At 71.2% G+C, this 24,697-nt stretch carries 20 protein-coding genes; 10 read left to right on the forward strand and 10 right to left on the reverse strand.

Going from position 1 to position 24,697, the window contains the following annotated elements:
* Positions 1-174: 174 nt before the first annotated feature.
* Complete coding sequence (pgi, locus tag OG985_RS34445; RefSeq protein ID WP_371672268.1) at positions 175-1,830, forward strand: glucose-6-phosphate isomerase; 1,656 nt, start codon at positions 175-177, stop codon at positions 1,828-1,830.
* Positions 1,831-1,936: 106 nt separating this feature from the next.
* Here the strand turns inward: pgi and OG985_RS34450 are convergent, their stop codons facing one another.
* The 3 genes from OG985_RS34450 to OG985_RS34460 are packed head-to-tail and all read right to left on the reverse strand — an operon-like array spanning position 1,937 to position 5,532.
* On the reverse strand, positions 1,937-4,216 hold the full coding sequence (locus OG985_RS34450) for an FtsX-like permease family protein (protein ID WP_371672269.1): 2,280 nt from the start codon (positions 4,214-4,216) through the stop codon (positions 1,937-1,939).
* A gap of 54 nt (positions 4,217-4,270) precedes the next feature.
* A complete protein-coding gene (locus OG985_RS34455) occupies positions 4,271-5,020 on the reverse strand; it encodes an ABC transporter ATP-binding protein (protein WP_371672270.1) in 750 nt (249 codons plus the stop codon).
* Complete coding sequence (locus tag OG985_RS34460; RefSeq protein ID WP_371672271.1) at positions 5,017-5,532, reverse strand: PadR family transcriptional regulator; 516 nt, start codon at positions 5,530-5,532, stop codon at positions 5,017-5,019. Before OG985_RS34460 ends, OG985_RS34455 begins: the two co-directional genes overlap by 4 nt.
* Before the next feature lie 138 nt (positions 5,533-5,670).
* Between OG985_RS34460 and OG985_RS34465 the strand changes: the two genes are divergently transcribed.
* The 5 genes from OG985_RS34465 (at position 5,671) to OG985_RS34485 (ending at position 12,355) form a co-directional block, all read left to right on the forward strand.
* Entirely contained in the window at positions 5,671-6,948 is a 1,278-nt protein-coding gene (locus tag OG985_RS34465) for an ABC transporter substrate-binding protein (RefSeq protein WP_371672272.1), read from the forward strand.
* A 195-nt stretch (positions 6,949-7,143) separates the two neighbouring features.
* On the forward strand, positions 7,144-8,787 hold the full coding sequence (locus OG985_RS34470) for a glycoside hydrolase family 13 protein (RefSeq protein WP_371674583.1): 1,644 nt from the start codon (positions 7,144-7,146) through the stop codon (positions 8,785-8,787).
* Between the two features lie 41 nt (positions 8,788-8,828).
* A complete protein-coding gene (locus OG985_RS34475; RefSeq protein WP_371672273.1) occupies positions 8,829-10,154 on the forward strand; it encodes an ABC transporter substrate-binding protein in 1,326 nt (441 codons plus the stop codon).
* Between the two features lie 6 nt (positions 10,155-10,160).
* The gene (locus tag OG985_RS34480; protein ID WP_371672274.1) at positions 10,161-11,519 is read left to right on the forward strand and encodes an ABC transporter permease subunit; all 1,359 of its coding nucleotides are present in this window, start codon (positions 10,161-10,163) and stop codon (positions 11,517-11,519) included.
* Positions 11,516-12,355 carry a carbohydrate ABC transporter permease gene (locus OG985_RS34485; protein WP_371672275.1) on the forward strand — a complete coding sequence of 280 codons (840 nt, stop codon included), beginning with the start codon at positions 11,516-11,518 and terminating at the stop codon, positions 12,353-12,355. The genes OG985_RS34480 and OG985_RS34485 overlap by 4 nt, the downstream gene beginning before the upstream one ends.
* Before the next feature lie 106 nt (positions 12,356-12,461).
* Here the strand turns inward: OG985_RS34485 and pgl are convergent, their stop codons facing one another.
* From pgl to tkt, 5 genes are read right to left on the reverse strand one after another with little or no spacing between them, the layout of a single operon-like run.
* Complete coding sequence (gene pgl, locus OG985_RS34490) at positions 12,462-13,244, reverse strand: 6-phosphogluconolactonase (RefSeq protein ID WP_371672276.1); 783 nt, start codon at positions 13,242-13,244, stop codon at positions 12,462-12,464.
* Positions 13,241-14,347 (reverse strand): glucose-6-phosphate dehydrogenase assembly protein OpcA, encoded by a 1,107-nt coding sequence (gene opcA / locus OG985_RS34495; protein WP_371672277.1) that lies wholly within the window; start codon positions 14,345-14,347, stop codon positions 13,241-13,243. The genes pgl and opcA overlap by 4 nt, the downstream gene beginning before the upstream one ends.
* Positions 14,344-15,867 (reverse strand): glucose-6-phosphate dehydrogenase, encoded by a 1,524-nt coding sequence (zwf, locus tag OG985_RS34500; protein ID WP_371672278.1) that lies wholly within the window; start codon positions 15,865-15,867, stop codon positions 14,344-14,346. The genes opcA and zwf overlap by 4 nt, the downstream gene beginning before the upstream one ends.
* A gap of 4 nt (positions 15,868-15,871) precedes the next feature.
* Positions 15,872-16,990 carry a transaldolase gene (gene tal, locus OG985_RS34505; protein ID WP_371672279.1) on the reverse strand — a complete coding sequence of 373 codons (1,119 nt, stop codon included), beginning with the start codon at positions 16,988-16,990 and terminating at the stop codon, positions 15,872-15,874.
* Between the two features lie 34 nt (positions 16,991-17,024).
* The gene (gene tkt / locus OG985_RS34510; protein ID WP_371672280.1) at positions 17,025-19,112 is read right to left on the reverse strand and encodes a transketolase; all 2,088 of its coding nucleotides are present in this window, start codon (positions 19,110-19,112) and stop codon (positions 17,025-17,027) included.
* 338 nt (positions 19,113-19,450) lie between these two features.
* Here tkt and OG985_RS34515 point away from each other — a divergent pair, with 338 nt between their 5' ends.
* From OG985_RS34515 to OG985_RS34530, 4 genes are all read left to right on the forward strand, one after another.
* Positions 19,451-20,419: a heme o synthase gene (locus OG985_RS34515; protein ID WP_371672281.1), complete on the forward strand. Its 969-nt coding sequence runs from the start codon at positions 19,451-19,453 to the stop codon at positions 20,417-20,419.
* 88 nt (positions 20,420-20,507) lie between these two features.
* Positions 20,508-20,864, forward strand: a complete 357-nt coding sequence (locus tag OG985_RS34520; RefSeq protein WP_371672282.1) for a hypothetical protein — start codon at positions 20,508-20,510, stop codon at positions 20,862-20,864.
* 122 nt (positions 20,865-20,986) lie between these two features.
* Positions 20,987-22,093, forward strand: coding sequence for an amidohydrolase family protein (locus OG985_RS34525; RefSeq protein WP_371672283.1), 1,107 nt, complete (start codon positions 20,987-20,989; stop codon positions 22,091-22,093).
* A gap of 18 nt (positions 22,094-22,111) precedes the next feature.
* Entirely contained in the window at positions 22,112-22,849 is a 738-nt protein-coding gene (locus OG985_RS34530; protein ID WP_371672284.1) for a nucleotidyltransferase domain-containing protein, read from the forward strand.
* 50 nt (positions 22,850-22,899) lie between these two features.
* On the opposite strand, the gene OG985_RS34535 is transcribed toward OG985_RS34530, so the two are convergent.
* Positions 22,900-23,910: a heme A synthase gene (locus OG985_RS34535; protein ID WP_371672285.1), complete on the reverse strand. Its 1,011-nt coding sequence runs from the start codon at positions 23,908-23,910 to the stop codon at positions 22,900-22,902.
* Positions 23,911-23,956: 46 nt separating this feature from the next.
* Positions 23,957-24,673: an ABC transporter permease gene (locus OG985_RS34540; protein WP_371674584.1), complete on the reverse strand. Its 717-nt coding sequence runs from the start codon at positions 24,671-24,673 to the stop codon at positions 23,957-23,959.
* Positions 24,674-24,697: the final 24 nt, after the last annotated feature.

The raw sequence follows: 24,697 nt of genomic DNA on the forward strand, positions 1-24,697 counted from the left end.
GGTCTTCCTGCCCTTCGGACCCGTCGGCACCGCGTTGATACCGGCGCTTCAGGTGGACGTACCTGTTGTTGGACCGTACGACCACCCGACGCGGGATCGCGCCTCGTCCTGATCAATTAGGTTGGGATCGGCAGCGGGGCGCAGCACATGCCAGGAAGAAGGCTGAAGTCCGAGATGAACGCAGACGGCCGTAGCAGGCTCAACCAGACGCCCGAGTGGACCGCTCTGGCCAGGCACCGTGAGGAACTGGGCGAGGTGCGGTTGCGGGAGCTGTTCGCCGCCGAGCCGGGCCGTGGCTCCGGGTACACGCTCCGCGTCGGTGACCTGCACGTCGACTACTCCAAGCAGCTCGTCACCGACGAAACCCTGCGGCTGCTGCGCGAGCTGGCCGCCGCCACCGGCGTCTTCGCCCTCCGGGACGCCATGTTCCGTGGCGAGAAGATCAACACGACCGAGGACCGCGCCGTGCTCCACACCGCGCTGCGGGCCCCGCGGGACGCCGTGGTCGAGGTCGACGGGGAGAACGTGGTGCCGGGCGTGCACGCCGTTCTCGACAAGATGGCCGACTTCGCTGAGCGCGTCCGCTCCGGCGCCTGGACCGGGCACACCGGCAGGCGCATCAAGAACGTCGTCAACATCGGTATCGGCGGCTCCGACCTCGGCCCCGCGATGGCGTACGAGGCGTTGCGCAGCTTCACCGACCGCGACCTCACCGTCCGCTTCGTGTCGAACGTGGACGGCGCCGACCTGCACGAGGCGACCCGCGACCTGGACCCGGCCGAGACGCTGTTCGTCATCGCCTCCAAGACCTTCACCACGATCGAGACGATCACCAACGCCACCTCGGCCCGCGACTGGCTGCTCACCGGGCTGAAGGCCGGTCAGGAGGCCGTGGCACAGCACTTCGTGGCGCTGTCGACGAACGCCGAGAAGGTGAGCGGCTTCGGCATCGACACGGCCAACATGTTCGAGTTCTGGGACTGGGTCGGCGGCCGCTACTCCTACGACTCGGCCATCGGACTGTCCCTGATGATCGCCATCGGCCCGGACCGCTTCCGGGAGATGCTCGACGGCTTCCACCTCGTCGACGAGCACTTCCGGACCGCGCCCGCCGAGTCCAACGTGCCGCTGCTGCTGGGCCTGTTGGGCATCTGGTACGGCAACTTCCACGACGCCCAGTCGCACGCCGTCCTCCCCTACAGCCACTACCTGTCCAAGTTCACGGCGTATCTGCAGCAGCTCGACATGGAGTCCAACGGCAAGTACGTCGGCCGTGACGGCCAGGAGGTCGACTGGCAGACGGGACCGGTGGTGTGGGGCACGCCGGGGACGAACGGCCAGCACGCCTACTACCAGCTCATCCACCAGGGCACGAAGCTGATCCCGGCGGACTTCATCGGCTTCGCCGAGCCGGTGGCCGAACTCGCCGAGGAACTCCGGGCCCAGCACGACCTGTTGATGGCGAACTTCTTCGCGCAGACCCAGGCACTGGCCTTCGGCAAGACCCCGGCCGAGGTGCGCGCCGAGGGGGTGCCGGAGGAACTGGTGCCGCACAAGACCTTCCGGGGCAACCACCCCACGACCACGATCCTCGCCCGTGAACTGACCCCGTCGGTGCTGGGCCAGCTGGTCGCGCTGTACGAGCACAAGGTGTTCGTCCAGGGCGCGGTGTGGAACATCGACTCGTTCGACCAGTGGGGCGTGGAGCTCGGCAAGGTCCTCGCCAAGCGCATCGAGCCCGCACTCACCGAAGGCGCCGACGTGCCGGGCCTGGACACGTCCACGAAGGCTCTGGTCGCCGCCTACCGGGAGCTGCGCGGCAGGCAGTGACCGCGGCCGTTGAGCGCGCGGCGTGCGAGTCGAAGCCGCGGGCGGCGTGCCCCGCTGATCCCGCGGACGTCTCCCGCAGTGACGGCCGCGGACCGGCGGCCTCAGGTCATACCGCGCTCAGCGTGTCCGCGAGCCGGCGGCGGGCGGCGCGGGCCGCCGGCACCGCGGCGAGTGCGGCCGCGCCCAGCACCGCGCCGCCGCCGAACAGCAGCAGGAGGGCGGGGGACGGGCCGCGGGCGACCCCGGCCCCGACCCCGCTCGACCTGCCCTGGGCGTCGATCAGCCAGTGCGCGAGGGGTGCGCCCAGGGCCGTACCGACGAGGACCGCGGCCAGGGCGGTACAGGCGGTGGCCGTGACCGTGATCGTGGTGATCTGCCGCGGGGACAGGCCGATGGCTTTCAGCGCCAGCAGGTCCCGTTCGCCCTCGCGCACGGTGCCGCCGATAGCGGTCAGCAGTTCGATGAGGCCGATGAGGGCCAGCACGGCGATCAGCCCCACGACGACTCCGCGCAGCGGTGAGAGCCCGTCGGCCGGGTTGGCCACGGCGTGCACGTCCAGGTGGCCGTGCCCGGCCGAGGTCAGCCGGCCGGCCACCGCGCGCGGGTCGGCGCCGGGACGCAGCCGCAGCTCGTACAGGGTCGGGCCCAGCCCGGGGTCGTTCTCGCGGAGGGTGTCGAGCGAGGTGGAGATGACCCGGCCGGCGTTCTCCGGTTCGATGCTGCGGCCCACGATGTGCAGGATCTGCGGCTGCTCGCCCACCGTCATCCGCACCCAGTCGCCGACGCGTACGTCCAGCAGGTCGAGCAGGCCCTGCCCGGCCACCGCCTCGTCACCGCCGCGCGCGGGGCGGCCCTGGGCCAGTGTGTACGGGTACGGGTCCTGGCGGGTGCCGAGGCCCCGCAGGGCGATCGTGGCCGTCTGCCCCGGGACCAGGGCGGCCACCTCCACGCCCGGGTAGGCGGCCGCGACCTGCGGGTCGCGCTCCAGCAGGGCGCGGGCCCGTCGGCCGGTCGGGCCGGCGTCCGCGTGGACCGTGAGCGCGGTGGGCAGGCCCATCTGCTCGGGCCTGCTCTGGAAGCGTTCGATGGTGGTCCAGGCGCTCATCGCGACCACGATCAGCAGCAGCGGAAGCGCGAGCCGGGCCACCGTCGCCAGCGACCGGGGGCGCCTGGTGAACGCGTTGTGCCAGCCCAGCACCAGCGCGGGCGGCACCCGCAGCCCGAGCGCCCGGCGCGACCCGGCCGACAGTCGGCCACCTCCGGCGGCCGCGGGCCGCGGCACCGGCACCGGCGGCACCCGCCCCGCCCGCCACGCCGCGAGCCCGGTCGTCGCGGCGATGAGCAGGACCGCACCCACCGGCACGGCGAACAGCGCCACCGTGTGCCCGGGCAGCCCGTGCCACACGCCGACCGCGTCCCCGAGGCGCCCGGGGATCCGGCGGCCGAGCGCCTGGATGAGGGCCGCGGCCGTCACGGCGCCGAGCAGCGCGCAGGCGATGTGCTGGAGCAGGAAGACGCGGACCACCTGGCCGGGTGTGAAGCCGATCGCCTTCAGTACCGAGATGTCCCTGAGGTGCCCGCGGATGCGGGTGCCGATCGCCCCGTGCACGGCGAGTCCGGCGGCGGCCAGCGCGCCCAGCCCGAACAGCCCCAGCACCTGCCCGAGCAGCCTGTTGTCGCCCTGCGCCTCGGCACGGGCCTGCTGCCAGGTGGAGATCTCGCCGATCGCGCCGGCGCCCAGTACGGTGACGGCGCGCTGGACGGCGTAGGCGGTGTCGGCGGGATCGGTCAGGCGCAGTCCGATCACCCGACCGCCCGGGTCGGGCACGGCGGAGGGGAGCGCCCAGACCAGCCCGGGCTGCTCACCCGGGCGGTAGCGCGGTTCGGCGCTGTCGGCGACGCCGAGGACGGTCAGCCTGCGTGTCGTGCCGGGCAGGGTGAGGGTGTCGCCGGGGGCGGCCAGCAGGGCGTGGGCGAGGCGGCTCTCCAGCACCACGCCGTCGGGGCTCGCGGGGTCCAGCCAGTGGCCGGAGGTGAGCAGCGGTCGGCCGACGGCGGGCCGCTCGGACATGCCGCGCAGTTCGGCCGAGGCGCGGGCGCCGCGGGAGGCGAGCGTGGTGGAGGCGGTGGGATAGGGGCCGGCGACGGACTCGACGCCGTCCAGCTCCGCCACCTTGTCCACCCGCGCGGACGGGCCGGTGTGGATCCACACGTGGGCGCCGCGCGCCTGGGTGAAGACCCGCTGCCAGGGATTGGTCGCGTATCCGAAGAGCGCCGTGGCCAGCAGCAGCGACGCGGTGATGCCCGCGGTGGCGAGCACCAGGAACAGTGCCTCGCCCCGGTGTGTCCGCAGATCGGAGTGCGCCCAGCGCAACGTGGCTCGCACGGGCCTCAGTCCTTCGGCTCGCGCGCGGCGAGGGAACGCTCGTGCACCCGCATGTCAGTCCCTGAGTTCCAGCACGCCGGAGATGCCCGTTCCGCGCGACGGCGTGCCGTCCAGCGCCGCGTCGTCGGCTATCCGCCCGTCGAAGAAGCTGATCACCCGGTCCGCGGCGCTCGCCAGCCGCGCGTCATGGGTGACCAGCACGATGGTCTGGCCGCGCTGGTGGAAGCGGGACAGCAGCCGCATCACCTCGCGGGTGCCCTTGCTGTCCAGACTGCCTGCGGGCTCGTCCGCCAGCAGCAGCGGCGGATGGTTGACCAGGGCCCGGGCCAGAGCGACCCGCTGCTGCTCACCGCCGGACAGCTCGCCCGGCATGCTCCGCTCCTTGCCCGCGAGGCCCAGTTCGGTCAGCAGCCCCTCCCGCTCGGCGCGTGCCTGCCGGGGGGAGACCCCGGCCAGCAGCGCCGGCAGCTCCACATTGTCGGCGACCGACAGGTTCGACACCAGGTTGAAGAACTGGAAGACGATCCCGATGCGTTTCCTGCGCTCCACCGCCCAGCGCGCCTCGCTGTACAGGTCCGTGCAGGCGCCGTCCAGCCAGATGCTGCCGCCGTCCGGCCGCTGCAGCCCGCCCAGCAGGTGCAGCAGCGTCGACTTCCCGGCGCCGGACGGACCGGTGACCGCCACGAACTCGCCCCGCCGCACGCTCAGGTCGACCCCGCGTACGGCGTGCGCCGGAGCGCCCTCGCCGTGATGCGTCTTGACCAGGTTCCGGGCGCGCAGCACAGGAGTGGGGTTGTCGTTCACTCCAGCTCCTCCAGCTCTTCCTGGCACCGCTCCAGCCAGTCGAGGTCGGCCTGCAGGTGCAGCATCGCGCCCTCTATCAGCAGATGGGAGACGCGGTTGTCCCGGTTCTCGGCGGCTGCCAGTTTTGACAGATTGCGCATGGTGTTGAGGTACTGGCGCCGTTGTTTGTTGATGAGGGCGACCTGGTCGGCGAGACCGGTCCGCGGGGCGAGGGCCAGTTTCATGAAGAACTCGTCCCGCACCCGCGGCTCGTCCGCCGTCTCCTCGTACCAGGCGCGCAGCTCGTCGCGCCCGGCGTCGGTGAGGTGGTAGATCTTCTTGTTGGGGCGGCTCGACTGCTCGACCTCTTCGCCCTCGATCAGTCCCGTCTTCTCGAGGCGGCCGAGGGTGACGTAGATCTGGCCGACGTTCGGCTGAGGGTACGCGGAGCCCAGCAGTTGCTCAAGGTCCTGTTTGAGCTCGTAGCCGTGGGCCGGGCCGCGCGCGAGGAGAGCCAGGAGGGGCAGGCGCACTCGTGCTGTCCTCCAGTCCGCGGAATGTGCTCCAGGCTCTAGTATCGCCCATACCTAACAGGTATACATGCCTGCGGGCTCACCTTTTGGGGAGACTCCGGGGCGAAGGCGCCCGTGCCGGTGTTCAGGGAGGAACCTATGCGGTGGATACACGCCGCCGGTAGGGGCTTCCTCGTTCTCGCCGTGGTCCTGGCCGGCTACGTCGCCGCCGGCGCGCACGCCGGTGGGGGCGCCGCGGGCGACCGCGGCCCGCTCACCGTGGCCACCGCCGGAGACCTCACCGGCTATCTCGGCCCCCTGCTGGAGGGCTGGAACCGCACCCACCCCGGCGAGCGGGTCACCCTCGTCGAGCTGCCGGACTCAGCCGACGAGACCCACGCGCAGATGGCGACCGACCTGCGCGACGGTGACCGCAGTCGCTTCGACGTGCTCAACATCGACGTCAACTGGACCTCCGAGTTCGCCGCCGCCGGCTGGATACGCCCGCTGCCCCGCGACCGCTTCCCGCTGAAGACGTTCCTGCCCCCGGTCGTCGACACGGCGACGTACGACGGCCGCCTCTACGCCGTCCCGTACGTCACCAATGCCGGGCTCCTGCTGTATCGCAAGGACGTCCTCGCCAAGGAGGGCGTCCCGCCGCCGCGCACCTGGGCCGAGCTGGAGCGGGACGCCGAGACCATCGCCCCCAGGTACGGGCTCGACGGCTACGCGGGCCAGTTCCTGCCGTACGAGGGCCTGACCGTCAACGCGGCCGAGGCCGTCTACTCGGCGGGCGGCACGATCCTCGGTGACGAGGGCGCGCGCGTCACCGTGAACTCGGCCGCCGCCCGCGAGGGCATCGGCTTCCTCGTCCGGGGTGTGCGCGAGGGCTGGATTCCGCAGCGGGCGCTGACGTACAAGGAGGAGGAGTCCAAGCAGGCCTTCCAGGACGGCCGGCTGCTCTTCCTGCGCAACTGGCCGTACGCGTACGTCGGCGCCTCCGCCGAGGGCTCCGCGGTCGCCGGCCGGGTCGGTGCCGTGCCGCTGCCGGGGCCGGACGGTCCGGGCACCAGCGTCCTCGGCGGCTCGAACCTTGCCGTCAGCACCCACGCACGCCATCCCGACTCGGCCGCGCGCCTGATCGCGTACCTCACCAGCGAGCCCGTCCAGCGCCAGGTCCTCACCCGCGGCGCCCTACCGCCGGTACGCGCCGCGCTGTACGAGGACCCCGGACTGATCCGGGACTTCCCCTACCTGCCGACCCTGCGCGAGAGCGTGCTCGCGGCGGCGCCGCGGCCCAAGAGCCCGCGCTACGACCAGGTCAGCCTGGTGGTTCAGGCCGTCGTGCACGACGCGCTGACCGGGCGCGAGACGCCCGAGGCCGCGGTACGCCGGCTGGCACGGGAGCTCGCGGCGGTCCCCACCGATCCCCGCTGACCTACCCTTCCTGGTTACCTGTTAGGTAACGCGGACGTCTCGGCAGGGTTTTTTCGCGCCGACAAAACCTGACATCAAGGACCAAGTCTTCAGTATTTTGCGCCCACTCGTTGACGCCGCCGCAACACCCCTACCTAACATGCATGCATAACCGTCAGCACGCACAGACAGGCCTACGGGGTGAGTCCCAAGCGCATCGAAACCCACCGCTGGTGGCGCGACGCAGTGATCTACCAGGTGTACGTCCGCAGCTTCCTGGACAGCACCGGCGACGGAATCGGCGATCTCGCCGGAGTCAGGGCAGGGCTGCCCTATCTCAAGAAGCTCGGCGTGGACGGGATCTGGCTGAGCCCCTTCTACCCGTCACCGCAGTACGACCACGGCTACGACGTGGCCGACTACCGCGACGTCGACCCGGTCTTCGGTGACCTCGCCGAGTTCGAGCTGCTGGGGGCGGCCGCCCGGCGGCTCGGCATCAAGGTGCTCCTGGACATCGTCCCCAACCACTGCTCCAGCGCGCACCCCCGGTTCCGCGAGGCGCTGGCCTCCGCCCCCGGCAGCGCGGCCCGCGCCCGCTTCCACTTCGCCGACGGGCGTGGCCCGGACGGCGCCGAGCCGCCCAACAACTGGCACGCCATGTTCGGCGGCCCGGCCTGGACCCGCGTCACCGAGGCGGACGGCCGCCCCGGCCAGTGGTACCTGCACATGTTCACGCCGGAGCAGCCGGACTGGAACTGGCGCAACCCCGAGGTCGCCGCCGACTTCGACCACATCCTGCGGTTCTGGCTCGACCGGGGCGTCGACGGCTTCCGCATCGACGTCGCCGCCGGCCTCTTCAAGCACCCCGACCTGCCCGACTCCCCGGACCCTGAGGCCGACGCCCGCACCCGCGACTCGGCCAACCCGCTCGCCTGGAACCAGCCCGAGGTGCACGACGTGTGGCGGCACTGGCGGGCGGTGTGCGAGGAGTACACGGCCCGCGACGGCCGCGAACGGCTCCTCGTCGGCGAGGTCTCGGTCCCCACGGCCCGCGAACACGCGAAGTACGTCCGACCCGACGAACTCCACCAGGCCTTCTTCTTCGACCTGCTGAGCGCGCCGTGGAGCGCCGACACCTTCCGCAAGGTCGTCACCGAGGCCATGCAGGACATCGCCGGCACCGGCTCGACGGTCACCTGGGTCCTCAACAACCACGACCAGGTCCGCACCGTCACCCGCTACGGCGAACCCGCCACCGAGGGCAGCGGCCTCGGCGCCGCCCGCGCCCGCGCCGCAGCGCTGCTGATGCTGGCGCTGCCCGGCGCCGCGTACGTCTACCAGGGTGAGGAGCTCGGGCTGCCCGAGGTGGTCGACCTGCCCGACGACGTGCTCACCGACCCGATCTTCCGCCGCACCGGCAGCCGAGCCCGCATCCGCGACGGCTGCCGGGTGCCGCTGCCGTGGTCGGGCCAGGTGTCGCCGTTCGGCTTCACCTCCGGCGCCGAGGGCGCCAAGCCGTGGCTCCCGCAGCCCGACTGGTTCGCCGAACACGCCACCGACCGCGCCCTCGCCGACACCCGCTCCTCCTGGCACCTGTACCGCGACGGACTGCAACTGCGCGCCGCGCTGCCCCAGTTGGGCGAAGGCGCGCTGCGCTGGCTGGAGACGCCGCCCGGTGTCCTCGCCTTCGTCCGCGGCGACGACGGTGACGACTTCGTCTGTGCCGTCAACTTCGGTACGGCCCCCACGCCCGCCCCGGTTCCCGGCACCCCGCTGCTGGCCAGCGGCCCGTGCCCGGCGGGAGTGCTTCCCGGCTCCACCGCCGCGTGGTGGATCCACGACGGTTCGACCCACGCCTGACCCCTCACCTCGACCTCCCACCCCTCGAAGGGACATCAACGATGATGCGACGACGTAGCACCCTGCTCACCACCTGCACCGCCCTCGCCCTGGCGCTCGGCGCGACCGCCTGCGGCGGCGGCCCGGTCTCGGCGGGCGGCGGCGACAAGCCGCTCAGCGGCCAGAGCCTCACCGTCGCCGGCGTCTGGTCCGGCAGCGAGCAGAAGAACTTCCAGAAGGTACTGGACGCGTTCACTGAGAAGACCGGCGCGACGACGCAGTTCGTGTCCACGGGGGACAACGTCTCCACCGTCGTCGGCAGCAAGATCGAGGGCGGCAACGCCCCCGACGTGGTGATGGTCCCGCAGGTCGGCGTGCTCCAGCAGTTCGCCGAGCAGGGCTGGCTCAAGCCCCTGTCCAAGACGACCGAGCGGTCCGTCGACGCCGGCTACGCGAAGGTGTGGAAGGAGTACGGCAGCGTCGACGGCACCCTCTACGGCCTCTATTTCAAGGCCGCCCACAAGTCGACCGTCTGGTACAGCCCCGACGCCCTCAACCAGGCCGGCGTCAAGCCGCCGGCCACGTACGACGAGATGCTGAAGGCCGGGCACACGGTATCCGACTCGGGTCTCGCCGCCTTCTCGGTCGCCGGGCAGGACGGCTGGACCCTCACCGACTGGTTCGAGAACATCTACCTCTCCCAGGCCGGACCCGAGAAGTACGACGCCCTCGCCGCGCACAGCGTGAAGTGGACCGACGCGAGCGTGGTCAGGGCCCTCACCACCCTCGGCAAGCTCGTCAAGGACAAGCGGCTGCTGGCGGGCGGCCAGAAGGGGGCCCTGAACACCGACTTCCCGGGGTCCGTGGAGAAGGTGTTCGGGCCCGAGCCCGTGGCGGGCATGGTCTACGAGGGCGACTTCGTCGCGGGCGTCGCCAAGGACCAGTTCGGGAAGACCATCGGCCGGGACGCGAACTTCTTCCCCTTCCCCGCGGTCGACGGCGGCGAAGCGCCGGTGGTCAGCGGCGGGGATGCGGCCGTCATGCTCAAGGACGGCAAGAACCAGAAGGCCGCGACGCGGTTCCTGGAGTACCTGGCCACTCCGGAGGCCGCCGCCGTGTGGGCCGGAGCGGGCGGCTTCCTGTCCCCGAACAAGAAGCTCGACCTCGCCTCGTACGGCGACGACGTCACCCGCGCCACGGCCAAGTCCCTGGTCGGGGCCGGGGACTCGGTCCGCTTCGACATGTCCGACCAGGCGCCGGCCGCCTTCGGCGGGACGAAGGGCACGGGTGAATGGAAGCTGCTCCAGGACTTCCTGCGCGACCCGTCCGACCCGGCGGCGACCGCGGCCGGGCTGGAAGCCGCGGCGGCCAAGGCGTACCGGGGCTGATCTGTCATGACCGCCACTCTGGTGAAAGAGGCGCCCCCCTCGCCCCCCGCGATCGCCGACCGCGCGCGGCGCAGACGGCGCCGGGGGCGCGCCGTGGCCCTGCTCTTCGTCCTCCCCGCGCTGCTCCTGTTGGGGGCGCTGGTCGTCTACCCGGTGCTGTTCTCGATCGGCCGCAGCTTCTTCGACGCGTCCGGGACGCGCTTCGTGGGCGGTGGGAACTACGCCGAGATGCTCCACGACCCGGCCACGTTCAAGGCCGTCCGCAACACGGCCGTCTGGGTCGTCGTGGCGCCGGCCCTCCTGACGGGCCTCGGGCTGGTCCTCGCCGTCCTCGTGGAGAAGGTCCGCTGGGCCACTGCCTTCAAGCTGCTGCTGTTCATGCCGATGGCGGTGTCCTTCCTCGCGGCGGGCATCATCTTCCGGCTCGCCTACGACGAGGACCCGGACAAGGGCGTGCTGAACGCGGCCGTGGTCTCCGTGCACGACGCCGTCACGGGCACGTCCGCCTATCCGACCGCCCGGGCGCGCGAAGGCCAGGGTCTCAGCGCGGGGCCGGACGGCTCCTATCGGACCGATACGAGCCTGTCGCCCGGTGACACGGTGGCGCTCGGGCTGGTCGGCGTCCCGCCGAAGGACCTGCCCGCGGGCGCCGGACCCGCCTACCCGGCCGCCGGCCGCAAGGCGGCGCCGGACGAGGTGCGCGGGGTGGTCTACCTGGACTTCACCCCGGGCGGGGGAGGGGAGCAAGGCAAGGTCGACCGGCGGGAGAGCGGGCTGCCGGAGATCAAGGTCGAGGCGGTGCGCGACGGAAGGACGGTCGCGAGCACGACGACCGCCTCGGACGGCTCCTTCGCCTTCCCCGGGCTGGACTCCGGCTCCTACGGCGTGCGGCTCCCGGCCGCCAACTTCGCACCGCCGTACCAGGGCGTCTCCTGGCTCGGACCCGTGCTGGTCACACCGGCGATCATCGGGGCGTACCTGTGGATCTGGACCGGATTCGCGATGGTGCTGATCGGCGCCGGGCTCGCCACGCTGCCCCGGGACGCGCTGGAGGCGGCGCGGATGGACGGGGCGAACGAATGGCAGATCTTCCGGCGGATCACGGTGCCGCTGCTGGCACCCGTGCTGACGGTCGTCTTCGTGACCCTCGTGATCAACGTGATGAAGGTCTTCGACCTCGTCTACATCATCGCCCCCGGGCCGGTGCAGGAGGACGCGACCGTGCTCGCGACGCAGATGTGGCTGGTGTCGTTCGGCGGCGGCAACAACCAGGGGCTCGGCAGCGCGCTGGGTGTGCTGCTCCTGCTCCTCGTGGTCCCGGCGATGGTCTTCAACCTCCGCCGCTTTCGAAGGAGTCAGCGATGAACGCGGTGCGGCGCACCCTGGGCAACGGTGTCGTTCAGGTCCTCCTCGTGCTGATCGGCCTGGTCTGGCTCACTCCGCTGGCGGGACTGTTCCTGTCGTCGCTGCGGTCGGCCCAGGACACGGCCGGAGGCGGCTGGTGGACGGTGTTCAGCAGTCCCGGGCAGCTGTCCTTCGACAACTACTCGGCACTGCTGAGGAACGCGGGGATCACCCAGGCGTTCGTGAACACGGTGCTGATATCGGTTCCGACGACCGTCCTGGTCGTGGTCCTCGCGGCGCTCGCCGGTTACGCCTTCGCGTGGCTGGACTTCCCCGGCCGGGAGTCGCTCTTCCTGGTCGTGGTGGCCCTGCTGGTGGTGCCGGTGCAGATCGGGCTGCTGCCGGTCGCCAAACTCTTCGGTCAGCTGGGGCTGTTCGGCACGATCCCCGGTGTGGTGCTGTTCCACGTGGCGTACGGACTTCCGTTCGCGGTGTTCCTGCTGCGGAACTACTTCGCCGAGATGCCGAAGGAGATGCTGGAGGCGGCGCGGATGGACGGGGGGAGCGAGTGGCGCATCTTCACCCGGCTCGTCCTGCCGGTGGGCCGCCCCGCCATCGCCAGCCTGGCGATCTTCCAGTTCCTGTGGGTGTGGAACGACATGCTGGTGGCCCTGCTGTTCGCGGACAGTTCCTCGCAGCCGCTGACAGTGCAACTACAGTCACAGATACGGCAGTTCGGGAGCAACATCGACGTGCTGGCGCCGGGGGCGTTCGTGTCGCTCGTGGTACCGGTGGTCGTGTTCTTCGCGTTCCAGCGGCACTTCGTGCAGGGAGTGATGGCGGGGTCGGTGAAGTGAGGTCCGGTCCGGGGGCTGCCCCCGGACCGGGCGGCACGGCGGCGGAGCCCCCGGCTACGGGACGGCAGGCGCGGCGGGGGCGACCACCTCCCCGCCGCGCCCCCGGTCACGGTGAAGCCGGCGGATACAACGACCTCGGCAGCTGTGAGGCCGCCGCCGCGTCCAGCAGCCACAGGGTGCGCTGTCTGCCGCGCGCTCCCGCCGCCGGGGCCTGGACCTCGCCGGCACCCGACAGGGCGATCGCCGCGGCCTTCGCCTTGTCCTCGCCGGCCGCCAGGAGCCAGACCTCGCGGGCCGCGCGGATCGCCGGGAGCGTGAAGGTCACGCGGGTCGGCGGGGGCTTGGGCGCACCGTGGACGCCGACCACCGTGCGCTCGGTCTCGCGGACCGCGGGGTGTTCGGGAAACAGCGACGCCACGTGCGTGTCCGGGCCGACTCCCAGCATGAGGACGTCGAACGTCGGTACCGCGCCGTGGTTCTCGGGGCCCGCCGCCCGGGCCAGTTCCTCCGCGTGGGCGGCCGCCGCCACGTCCACGTCGGCGCCGTAAGGGCCGTCCGACGCGGGCATGGGGTGCACGCGCTTCGGGTCCAGGGGTACGGCGTCGAGGAGGGCTTCCCTCGCCTGCGTGTGGTTGCGCTCCGGGTCGCCCTCGGGCAGGAAGCGCTCGTCGCCCCACCACAGGTCGAGCCGGGTCCAGTCGACGGCGTCCCGGGCGGGGGCCGTCGCCAGCGCGGCGAGCAGCCCGTTGCCGTTGCGGCCGCCCGTCAGCACCACGGAGGCGGAGCCGCGCGAGGCCTGCGCGTCCACGATCTTCGTGATCAGGCGGGCCGCGGCGGCCTGCGCCATCAGCTCCTTGTCGCGGTGCACGACGAGCTGCGGGGTGCTCACTTCGCCGCCGCCTTCTTCACCGGGGCCTGCGCCGCCGCCTCCTTCGCGGGAGCTTTCGCAGCACTCTCGAGGGGAGTGGGGATCGCGCCCCCTTCTCCTTTGGCGGCGGGCCCCCGGGTGTCGGCGGCCGGTTCGGCGGCCGGCTTCGTGTCGGATGCCGCCGCTGCCCTGTCGTTCGACGTGTTCAGCCGGTCCACGCCGAACCGCAGCGCCGAGGCGTACGTGTCGTCCGGGTCGAGCCGCCGCAGCTCCTCCGCGATCAGCTCGGCCGTGTCACGGCGCTTGAGCGCCACCGCGCGGTTCGGCTGGCCCTCGATCGACAGGGTGGCCAGCGAACCGTCCGCCCGGTCCAGCACGATCGGGCCGCTGTTGGTGTCCATGCGGACGGCCGTGAGACCCGGGCCGCCGGACAGCGACCGCTTCACCGGAACGTCCAGCCGGTCGGCGAGCCACATGGCGAGCAGCTCGCAGCTCGGGTTGAACTCCTCGCCCTCCACCTCGACGGCCTTCACCTCGCAGGTGACCTGGTCCAGGGCGGCGGCCAGCATCGAGCGCCAGGGCGTGATGCGGGTCCACGAGAGGTCCGTGTCACCGGGGGTGTAGGTGTCGGCGCGGGTGCTGAGGTCGCGCACCGGCTGCTCGGAGGCGTAGGTGTCGGTGACCCGGCGCTGGGCCAGGGCGCCCAGCGGGTCCTGCGCCGGGTCGAGCGGCGCGTTGACCGGCCACCAGACCACCACCGGGGCGTCCGGCAGCAGCAGGGGCAGGACCACCGACTGCGCGTGCTCGGCCACCTCGCCGTACAGCCGCACCACCACCGTCTCGCCGGTGCCCGCGTCGGCACCCACGCGGACCTCGGCGTCCAGGCGGGACTTCGTACGGTCGCGGGGCGAACGGGAGACGCGCCGGATGACCACGATGGTGCGCGAGGGGTGCTCGTGCGAGGCGTCGTTGCTGGCCTTCAGGGCGTCGTAGGCGTTCTCCTCGTCGGTGACGATGACCAGGGTGAGGACCATGCCCACGGCCGGCGTGCCGATGGCACGACGGCCCTGGACGAGCGCCTTGTTGATCTTGCTGGCCGTGGTGTCCGTGAGGTCTGTCTTCATGGCCGGCGCCAGCTCCGTCCGTCTCGCTCGAGCATTTCGTCCGCCTCGACGGGGCCCCACGTGCCCGACGCGTACTGCGCCGGCTTGCCGTTCCTGTCCCAGTACTGCTCGATCGGGTCGAGGATCTTCCAGGACAGCTCGACCTCCTCGGTGCGCGGGAAGAGGTTCGAGTCGCCGAGCAGGACGTCGAGGATCAGCCGTTCGTACGCCTCCGGGCTGGACTCCGTGAACGACTCGCCGTAGGCGAAGTCCATGGACACGTCCCGGATCTCCATCGAGGTGCCCGGCACCTTGGAGCCGAAGCGCACGGTGACGCCCTCGTCGGGCTGGACGCGGATGACGATCGCGTTCTTGCCGAGCTCCTCGGTCGCCGTGTGGTCGAAGGGGGAGTGAGGGGCCCGCTGGAAGACGACCGCGATCTCGGTGACCCGGCGGCCCAGGCGCTTGCCGGTCCGCAGATAGAAGGGGACGCCCGCCCAGCGGCGGTTGTCGACCTCCACCTTGATGGCGGCGTAGGTGTCGGTCTTCGACTTGGGGTCGATGCCGTCCTCTTCGAGGTAGCCGACGGCTTTCTCGCCGCCCTGCCAGCCCGCCGCGTACTGGCCGCGCACGGTGTCGCGGCCCAGGTCGGGGGGTAGCCGGACCGCGCCCAGCACCTTGGTCTTCTCGGCGGCCAGCGCGTCCGCGTCGAAGGAGGCGGGCTCCTCCATCGCGGTGAGGGCCATCAGCTGGAGCAGGTGGTTCTGGATGACGTCACGGGCCGCGCCGATGCCGTCGTAGTAGCCGGCCCGGCCGCCGATGCCGATGTCCTCGGCCATCGTGATCTGCACGTGGTCCACGAAGGACCGGTTCCAGATCGGCTCGAACATCGTGTTGGCGAAGCGCAGCGCCAGGATGTTCTGGACCGTCTCCTTGCCCAGGTAGTGGTCGATGCGGAAGACCTGGTCCGAGCCGAAGACCTCGTGGACGACCTTGTTGAGGTCCTCGGCCGACTTGAGGTCGTGGCCGAACGGCTTCTCGATGACCGCGCGGCGCCAGGAACCGCCTTCCTGGTCGGCCAGCCCGTGCTTCTTCAGCTGCTGGATGACCACGGGGAAGGAGCGCGGCGGCACGGACAGGTAGAAGGCGAAGTTGCCGCCCGTGCCCTGTGCCTTGTCCAGCTCCTCGATGGTGGCGCGGAGCCGCTCGAAGGCGTCGTCGTCGTCGAAGGTGCCCTGGACGAAGCGCATCCCCTGGATGAGCTGCTGCCAGACCTCCTCACGGAACGGCGTACGGGCGTGCTCCTTGACGGCGTCGTGGACCTCCTGTGCGAAGTCCTCGTGCTTCCATTCCCGCCGGGCGAAACCGACCAGCGAGAAACCCGGCGGCAACAGGCCCCGGTTCGCGAGGTCGTAGACGGCGGGCATGAGCTTCTTCCGGGACAAATCGCCCGTGACGCCGAAAATAACCAGACCCGACGGCCCCGCGATACGCGGGAGCCGTCGGTCGGCGGGGTCACGCAGCGGATTGCTGCTTGACAAATCTTCAGCCCTCCGAAGGGGCGAGGCGCTGGAGCTCCGCCTCGGTCGATTTGAGCAGGTCGGTCCAGGACGCCTCGAACTTCTCGACGCCTTCTTCCTCCAGCAGCTGGACCACGTCGTCGTACGCGATCCCGAGCTTCTCGACCGCGTCGATCTCGGCGCGGGCCTGCTCGTAGGTGCCGGCGATGGCGTTGCCACGGATCTCGCCGTGGTCCTCGGTCGCGAAGAGGGTCGCCTCCGGCATGGTGTTGACGGTGTTCGGCGCCACGAGTTCCTCGACGTACATCGTGTCCTTGTACGCCGGGTCCTTCACGCCGGTCGACGCCCACAGCGGACGCTGCTTGTTGGCCTGCGCCTTGTCGAGGGCGAGCCAGCGGTCGGAGGAGAAGACCTCCTCGTACGCCTGGTAGGCCAGCCGGGCGTTGGCCACGCCCGCCTTGCCGCGCGCGGCCTTGGCCTCGGGCGTGCCCAGCGCGTCGAGCCGCTTGTCGATCTCGGTGTCCACGCGGGACACGAAGAAGGACGCCACGGAGTGGATCTTCGAGAGGTCCAGGCCGCGCTCCTTGGCCTTCTCCAGGCCGGCGAGGTAGGCGTCCATGACCAGGCGGTAGCGCTCGAGCGAGAAGATCAGCGTCACGTTGACGCTGATGCCGAGGCCGATGACCTCGGTGATCGCCGGGATGCCCGCCTGGGTGGCGGGGATCTTGATGAGCGTGTTGGGGCGGTCGACCAGCCAGGCCAGCTGCTTGGCCTCGGCGACGGTCGCCTTGGTGTTGTGCGCCAGTCGCGGGTCGACCTCGATCGAGACCCGGCCGTCCTGGCCGTTGGTCGAGTCGAACACCGGGCGCAGGATGTCGGCGGCGTCACGGACGTCCGCCGTCGTGATCATGCGGATGGCCTCTTCGACGGTGACCTTGCGGAAGGCGAGGTCGGAGACCTGCTGGTCGTAGCCGTCGCCCTGCGAGATGGCCTTCTGGAAGATCGACGGGTTGGTGGTGACGCCCACGACGTGCTGCTGGTCGATCAGTTCGGCGAGGTTGCCGGACGTGATCCGCTTGCGCGACAGGTCGTCCAGCCAGATCGCGACGCCCTCCTCGGAGAGGCGCTTGAGTGCGTCTGTCATGGAAAATGCATCTCCTACGTGTCGTATATGAGCGTCAGCGCTGGGCGGCGGCGATGGATTCCCGGGCCTTGGCGGCCACGTTCTCGGCAGTGAAACCGAACTCGCGGAAGAGCACCTTGCCGTCGGCCGAAGCACCGAAGTGCTCCAGGGAAACGATGCGACCGGCGTCGCCCACGTACTTGTGCCAGGTGAGACCGATGCCGGCCTCCACCGCGACGCGCGCCTTCACCGCCGACGGCAGGACGCTGTCCCGGTACCCCTGGTCCTGCTCCTCGAACCACTCCACGGACGGCATCGACACCACCCGCGTCGGCACCCCGTCGGCCTGGAGCTGCTCACGCGCCTCGACGGCCACGTGCACCTCGGAACCGGTGGCGATCAGGATGACCTCGGCCTCGCCGCCTTCCGCCTCGAACAGGACGTAACCGCCCTTGACGGTGTCCTCGTTCGACTCGTACGTCGGCACACCCTGACGGGTCAGCACCAGACCGTGCGGGGCGCCCTTGCCGAACACCTTGGTGTAGCGGCGCAGGATTTCCCGCCAGGCGATCGCGGTCTCGTTGGCGTCCGCCGGGCGGACGATGTTGAGGCCCGGGATGGCGCGCAGCGAGGCGAGGTGTTCGACCGGCTGGTGGGTCGGGCCGTCCTCGCCGAGGCCGATGGAGTCGTGCGTCCACACGTATGTCACCGGCAGGTGCATCAGCGCCGACAGGCGCACGGCGTTGCGCATGTAGTCGGAGAACACCAGGAACGTACCGCCGTAGACACGGGTGTTGCCGTGCAGCGTGATGCCGTTCATCTCCGCGGCCATCGAGTGCTCGCGAATGCCGAAGTGGATGGTGCGGCCGTACGGGTCGGCCTCCGGCAGTGGGTTGTCCGCCGGGAGGAAGGAGCTGGTCTTGTCGATCGTGGTGTTGTTCGAGCCGGCCAGGTCGGCCGAGCCGCCCCACAGCTCCGGAATCACCGCACCCAGCGCCTGCAGCACCTTGCCGGACGCGGCACGGGTGGCGACACCCTTGCCCGTCTCGAAGACCGGGATCTTCTCCTCCCAGCCGGTGGGCAGCTCGCCCGCGGCGATGCGGTCGAACTCGGCGGCGCGCTCCGCGTTGGCGTTGCGCCACTCCTGGAAGGACTTCTCCCACTCGGCCTTGGCCTCACGGCCGCGCTCGCCCAGCGCCCTCGTGTGCGCCAGCACCTCGTCGGCGACCTCGAAGGACCGCTCCGGGTCGAAGCCGAGGACCCGCTTGGTGGCAGCGACCTCGTCGTCGCCCAGCGCCGAGCCGTGTGCGGCCTCGGTGTTCTGCGCGTGGGGGGCCGGCCAGGCGATGATCGAGCGCATCGCGATGAACGACGGCCGGTCCGTCACGGCCTTCGCGGCCTGGATCGCGTTGTAGATCGCGTGCGGGTCCAGGTCCCCGTCCGGCTTCGGCGCGACACGCTGCACATGCCAGCCGTAGGCCTCATACCTCTTGGCGGTGTCCTCCGAGACGGCCGTCTCGGTGTCGCCCTCGATCGAGATGTGGTTGTCGTCCCACAACAGGACCAGGTTGCCGAGCCTCTGGTGGCCGGCCAGCGAGGACGCCTCGGCGGAGATGCCCTCCTGGAGGCAGCCGTCACCGGCGATGCAGTAGATGAAGTGGTCGAAGGGTGACTCGCCCTGCGAGGCGTCCGGGTCGAACAGGCCGCGCTCGTAGCGGGCGGCCATCGCCATGCCCACCGCGTTGGCCACACCCTGGCCCAGCGGCCCGGTCGTCGTCTCCACACCCGTGGTGTGCCCGTACTCCGGATGCCCGGGCGTCTTGGAACCCCAGGTCCGGAACGCCTTCAGATCATCCAGCTCCAGACCGAAACCGGCCAGATAGAGCTGTGTGTAGAGGGTCAGCGAGGAATGGCCCGCGGACAGCACGAAACGGTCGCGTCCGACCCAGTCGGGATCGGCCGGATCGTGCCGCATCACCTTCTGGAACAGGGTGTACGCGGCGGGCGCGAGGCTCATCGCCGTACCGGGATGGCCGTTGCCGACCTTCTGTACGGCATCGGCGGCCAGGACTCGGGCCGTGTCGACGGCCCGCTGGTCCAGGTCGGTCCACTCGAGGTCTGTGGTGGTCGGCTTGGTGCTCACCCTGGGTCAGGGCTCCTTTCCACATGTCACGCATGTCGAATGCCGGTGCACTGGGCGCCCCGGCCGATGTCGAGCCTACCCCCGTAAGTACGTGCGTTTTTTCGAGTCATTCCAGACTGCCGGGACTCATCGGGATCCGCCTCCCGACTGGGCCGTTCCGTGTTCGGCAAGTGAATACGGAGCCGCTCGTCCGAGTGCTCAATCGAGTCCCGCCCGGCTCTTCCGGCGGGCCCGCCGGACACGACCCCACCCCCGCGAATGCCGGGGTCTGGGCAACGTCTACAGTGGCGTGGTACGCGCGAGCCTTTACCGGGAGTTCACACCCGGGGCTTGCTGGGATGTCTCTGTCAGGGGTGTGCGTGACGGCCGTTGAATCCCGTCCAGCGGGGATTATCGGGACGAGCCAGAGCCCGAGCCACCGGCCGTTCGGGGCCCGTGTCAAGGCGTTCGTGGCGCTGACCAAGCCGCGGATCATCGAGCTGCTGCTGATCACCACCGTTCCGGTGATGTTCCTCGCCCAGCAGGGGGTGCCGGACCTGACGCTGGTGCTGCTCACCTGCCTCGGCGGCTACCTCTCCGCCGGCGGCGCGAACGCGCTCAACATGTACATCGACCGTGACATCGACGCGCTCATGGACCGCACCTCGCAGCGCCCGCTGGTCACCGGCATGGTCAGTCCGCGCGAGTGCCTCGTCTTCGGCGTCTCCCTGGCGGTCGTCTCCACCCTGCTGTTCGGCCTCGCCGTCAACTGGCTGTCGGCCTGGCTGTCGCTCGGAGCGCTGCTCTTCTACGTCGTCGTCTACACGATGATCCTCAAGCGCCGTACCTCGCAGAACATCGTCTGGGGCGGCATCGCCGGCTGCCTTCCGGTGCTCATCGGCTGGTCGGCCGTCACGAACTCCATGTCGTGGGCGCCGGTCGTCCTCTTCCTCGTCATGTTCTTCTGGACGCCGCCGCACTACTGGCCGCTGTCCATGAAGGTGAGGGAGGACTACGCGCGCGTGGGCGTGCCGATGCTGCCCGTGGTCGCCTCCAACAAGGTGGTCGCCAAGCAGATCGTCCTCTACAGCTGGGTGATGGTCGGCGTGTCGCTGCTGCTCACCCCGCTCGGCTACACCGGCTGGTTCTACACGACGGTCGCGCTGCTGGCCGGCGGGTTCTGGCTGTGGGAGGCGCACGGGCTGCACAGCAGGGCCAAGGCCGAGGTGACGGGCGTCAAGCTCAAGGAGATGCGCCTGTTCCACTGGTCCATCACCTACGTCTCGATCCTGTTCGTGGCGGTCGCGGTGGATCCCTTCCTGCGATAGCGCGTGTTCCTCGACGGGCGGGGTGCGTGGCCAAGGCCACGCACCCCGCCCGTCGCCGTTTGATCTACCCGTGGGTAGCATCCTGGCCATGGCAGACACGCAGCAGGTTGACGAGGGAACCGACGCCAGGCAGGCCGCGAAGGCCGAGCGCGCCGCGGCCCGCCTCGCCAAGCAGATCGGCGGCTTCTCCAAGGCGCACGGCGGGGCCGAGGGCCACGTCGCGTACCTCGGGGAGCGCGGCGCCCGGATCGTGCTCGTCGGCGCGGACGGCGGCTGGGGCGACCTCGTGGCACCCTCCTACGCGATCGCGGAACAGGCGGTGGCGAAGTCGGGCATCACCGTCCACGAGGCCTTCGACGGCGAGTTCGCGGCCAAGGTGACGACCGGACCGTACGAGTGGACGCGTATGGCGGGCATCCAGATCGGCGGCCCGAAGAACCGCTGAGGCGGCCGGCGCACGTCGGACATTCACACGGCGTGTGCGAGAGCATCACCTGACACCCGGTTCACCCGTTAGGACCGTATGAGTCCATTTGAGGACGCGGTCCAGTCGCGCGGGGAGTCCGGATGATCGAAACGCCGTCCCTCGTGGACCAGTACTGCCACGGCGTACTGAGAACGGAGCTGGGCCTCGGCACCTTCGAGGCCCAGCTGGCCCGCACCGAGGGCCCGCCCGCGCCCGGCACCACCCTGTTCGACACCCAGACGGGATTCGCCGTACGCCGCTGGTGCCCCCCGCTGCTCGGCCTGGAGCCGCACTGTCCACCCGCCCGCTATCTCGCCCGGCGGCGTGAACTCGGCGTACTGGAATCGGGCCGCCGGCTGCTGCGCGGCAGCGGCATCACCACCTACCTGGTCGACACCGGGCTGCCCGGCGACCTCACCGGCCCCGCCGAGATGGCCTCCGCCGGAGCCGCCGAGGCCCGTGAGATCGTGCGCCTGGAACTCCTGGCGGAACAGGTCGCGGACACCTCCGGCACCGTCGAGTCCTTCCTCGCCAACCTCGCCGAGTCGGTGCACGGCGCCGCCGCGAACGCCGTGGCGTTCACCTCCGTGGCGGGCGTGCGGCACGGGCTCGCCCTCGCGCCGGAGCCGCCCGGCCCGGGGGAGGTGCGTGGGGCGGCGGGGCGGTGGCTGGCCGGGCGCAGGGTCGGGGGCGAGCTGAGCGACCCGGTGCTGCTCAGGCACCTGTTGTGGATCGCGGTGGCTTCGGGGTTGCCCCTCCAGCTGCATGCCGGGCTCAGCGAGCCGGGCATGCGGATCGACCGCACCGACCCGGTCCTGCTGACCGACTTCGCCCGGGCGACGGCCGGGCTCGGGACCGACCTCGTCCTGCTGCACGGCTACCCCTTCCACCGGCACGCCGCCCATCTCGCCGGCGTCTTCCCGCACGTCTACGCCGACTCGGGCGCCGCCCTGGTCCGCACCGGAGCCCGGGCCGCGACCGTCCTCGCGGAGATCCTGGAGATGGCCCCCTTCGGCAAGATCCTCTTCGCCAGCGGGGCCCACGGGCTGCCCGAGCTGCACGTGGTGGGGGCGCGGCTGTTCCGCGAGGCCCTGGCGCGGGTGCTCGGCACCTGGGTCGCGGAGGGGGCGTGGTCGCTCACGGACGCGCAGCGGGTGGCGGGCCTGATCGCGGCGGGCAACGCGCGCAGGGTGTACGGCCTGGAGTGAGCTGTACAGACTGGGCTGATGCACACGGACGCGTTACTCGACCGCTTCCTCGACGAGCTCACGGCGCTCGCGCCCGTCGCCGTCTGGGCGCACGGATCGCTCGCCGGGGGTGACTACCAGGAGGGTCGCAGCGACCTGGATTTGATCGCGGTGCTCGACCGGCCCGTGACACTCGGCGCCGTCCGCCGGGTCGTCACCCTGCACCGCCGGCTGCGGGCCGAGCCGCTCGCCGTCAGGCTGCACTGCAGCTACTTCGCCCCCGACGCGCTCGACGATCCGGAACGACGGCACCTGACCTGGGCGCACGACCATGTGATGCGCCGCCCGGTCACCCCCGTCACCCGGTGCGAACTGCACGCCTTCGGGCGGGTGCTGCACGGCCGGACCCCGGCCGAGCTGCTCCCGCCCGTGCGGGACCGGGAGCTCGGCGCGTTCGTCGTCCGCGACCAGCGGGACTTCTGGCGGCCCGCCGTCGACAAGGCACACCTGTGGCGGCGGGACGACTGGATCGACGTAGGGCTGACGACGTTCGCGCGGGCGACGGTGACCCTGCGGGAGGGACGCCTGATCTCCAAGAGGGAGGCGCTGCGGGAACTGCCGGCGCTCGGGGCGCCGGTCGAGGTGGTGGAGGACATCCGGCGGCGGCGCTACGAGCGGCCGGCGCCGCCCACCGAGGAGTGGACGACCCGCAGGGGCGAACTGACCCGGGCCTACCTGGGCCCGGCGATCGACTCACTGGTGACGACGTACGCGTGACGCACGGGCGCGTACCCGTCGCCCGACGTCCCGCTGTCGGTCGTCGACGACTACGCGCGCGTGCCCAGCGTCGCCTCGGCCGCCGGGCCCGGCAGGTCGATCACCGGGTGGGGGCGCTCGCGCAGTGCCAGCAGGACGCGCAGTACGGCGATCCACACCAGGCCCGAGCCGAGCATGTGCAGTCCGACCAGGGCCTCGGGAAGGTCCGTGAAGTACTGGACGTAGCCGATGACACCCTGGGAGAGCAGCACCAGGAACAGGTCGCGGGTGCGGTGCAGCGGGCCGGCGGGGGCGTCGACCGCCTTGAGGACGAACCACAGGGCGAAGGTCAGCGTCACCACGATCCAGGCCAGCACCGCGTGCAGTTTGCTCACGGTCTCCCAGTCCAGCGGCATCCGCTCGACCTCGCTGGAGTCGCCCGCGTGCGGACCCGAGCCGGTCACCACCGTGCCCACCGCGATCAGCAGTACGGCGGCGCCGACCAGGAACCACACCATCTGCTGGATGGGCTTGCCGACCAGGGGGCGGGGCGCTCCGTCGCCCTCCCTGGTGCGCTGCCACATCACGGTGGCGACCGCGATCAGCGCCGAGGAGAGCAGGAAGTGCGCGGCGACCGTGTACGGGTTCAGGCCCACGAGCACGACGATTCCGCCGAGGATCGCGTTGCCCATGACGACCCAGAACTGGGCCCAGCCGAGCCGGGTGAGGCTGCGCCGGTACGGCTTCTCGGAGCGGGCGGCGACGATCGCCCAGCCGACCGCGGCGCACAGGACGTACGTCAGCATCCGGTTGCCGAACTCGATCACGCCGTGCACGCCCATGGCGCCGGTGGTGGTGAGCGAGTCGTCGGTGCACTTGGGCCAGGTCGGGCAGCCGAGGCCGGAGCCGGTGAGCCGCACGGCACCGCCGGTGACCACGATGACCACCGACATGACGAGCGCGGCGAGGGCCGCCCGCCGCACCGTCCGGGGATCCGGGGTCCAGCGTGCGGCGATGAAGGCGAGCGGGTTGCGGACGGCCGCTACGGCGTCGGCGCGGGTCACGTTTGGCACGCCCACCATCGTAGGCCGCCGCTTGTGCACGCTTTCACGAGGGTCCGCCCCGGGGCTACTCCCAGCGGAAGAACCGGCCGGCCGCCGCCAGCCCCACGACCGCCCACACGGCCAGAATCCCCAGGTCGCCCCAGGGCATCCCGGCCCCGTGCTGCAGGACGTCGCGCAGCCCGTCCGACAGCGCCGAGATCGGCAGCAGCCCGAGGACGTCCTGCGCCCCGGCCGGGAACCTGTCCAGCGGGACGATGACACCGCCGCCCACCAGCAGCAGCAGGAACACCAGGTTCGCGGCGGCCAGCGTGGCCTCCGCCTTGAGCGTGCCCGCCATCAGCAGCCCGAGCCCGGAGAAGGCGGCCGTGCCGAGGACCAGCAGGAGCAGCACGGCGAACGGGTTGCCGTGCGGCGACCAGCCGAGCGCGAAGGCGATCACCGTCAGCAGGATCACCTGGAAGACCTCCGTGACCAGCACGGACGCCGTCTTGGCGGTCATCAGGCCCCAGCGGGGGAGCGGGGAGGAGGCGAGCCGTTTCAGGACGCCGTACCGGCGCTCGAAGCCGGTAGCGATGGCCTGCCCGGTGAACGCCGTGGACATCACGGCGAGCGCGAGGATGCCGGGGGCCAGGAAGTCGACGGCCTCGCCCGCTCCGGTGTCGACGATGTCCACCGAGCTGAAGAGGGCCAGCAGCAGGGTGGGGATGACCACGGTCAGCAGCAACTGCTCGCCGTTGCGCAGCAGCATCTTCGTCTCGAGCGCGGCCTGGGCCGCGATCATGCGGGGGAGGGGCGCCGCCCCCGG

The organism is Streptomyces sp. NBC_00289, from assembly GCF_041435115.1.
GTDB lineage: Bacteria > Actinomycetota > Actinomycetes > Streptomycetales > Streptomycetaceae > Streptomyces.

Bases quoted from the DNA above. Each gene is read 5' to 3' on its own strand.
- OG985_RS34480 (WP_371672274.1), top strand. From the start codon at position 10,161: ATGACCGCCACTCTGGTGAAAGAGGCGCCCCCCTCGCCCCCCGCGATC.
- OG985_RS34520 (WP_371672282.1), top strand. From the start codon at position 20,508: ATGGCAGACACGCAGCAGGTTGACGAGGGAACCGACGCCAGGCAGGCC.
- OG985_RS34535 (WP_371672285.1), bottom strand. From the start codon at position 23,910: ATGGTGGGCGTGCCAAACGTGACCCGCGCCGACGCCGTAGCGGCCGTC.
- OG985_RS34465 (WP_371672272.1), top strand. From the start codon at position 5,671: ATGCGGTGGATACACGCCGCCGGTAGGGGCTTCCTCGTTCTCGCCGTG.
- OG985_RS34515 (WP_371672281.1), top strand. From the start codon at position 19,451: ATGTCTCTGTCAGGGGTGTGCGTGACGGCCGTTGAATCCCGTCCAGCG.
- OG985_RS34475 (WP_371672273.1), top strand. From the start codon at position 8,829: ATGATGCGACGACGTAGCACCCTGCTCACCACCTGCACCGCCCTCGCC.
- OG985_RS34530 (WP_371672284.1), top strand. From the start codon at position 22,112: ATGCACACGGACGCGTTACTCGACCGCTTCCTCGACGAGCTCACGGCG.
- tal (WP_371672279.1), bottom strand. From the start codon at position 16,990: ATGACAGACGCACTCAAGCGCCTCTCCGAGGAGGGCGTCGCGATCTGG.
- opcA (WP_371672277.1), bottom strand. From the start codon at position 14,347: ATGAAGACAGACCTCACGGACACCACGGCCAGCAAGATCAACAAGGCG.
- pgi (WP_371672268.1), top strand. From the start codon at position 175: ATGAACGCAGACGGCCGTAGCAGGCTCAACCAGACGCCCGAGTGGACC.
- OG985_RS34540 (WP_371674584.1), bottom strand. From the start codon at position 24,673: ATGATCGCGGCCCAGGCCGCGCTCGAGACGAAGATGCTGCTGCGCAAC.
- OG985_RS34525 (WP_371672283.1), top strand. From the start codon at position 20,987: ATGATCGAAACGCCGTCCCTCGTGGACCAGTACTGCCACGGCGTACTG.
- OG985_RS34485 (WP_371672275.1), top strand. From the start codon at position 11,516: ATGAACGCGGTGCGGCGCACCCTGGGCAACGGTGTCGTTCAGGTCCTC.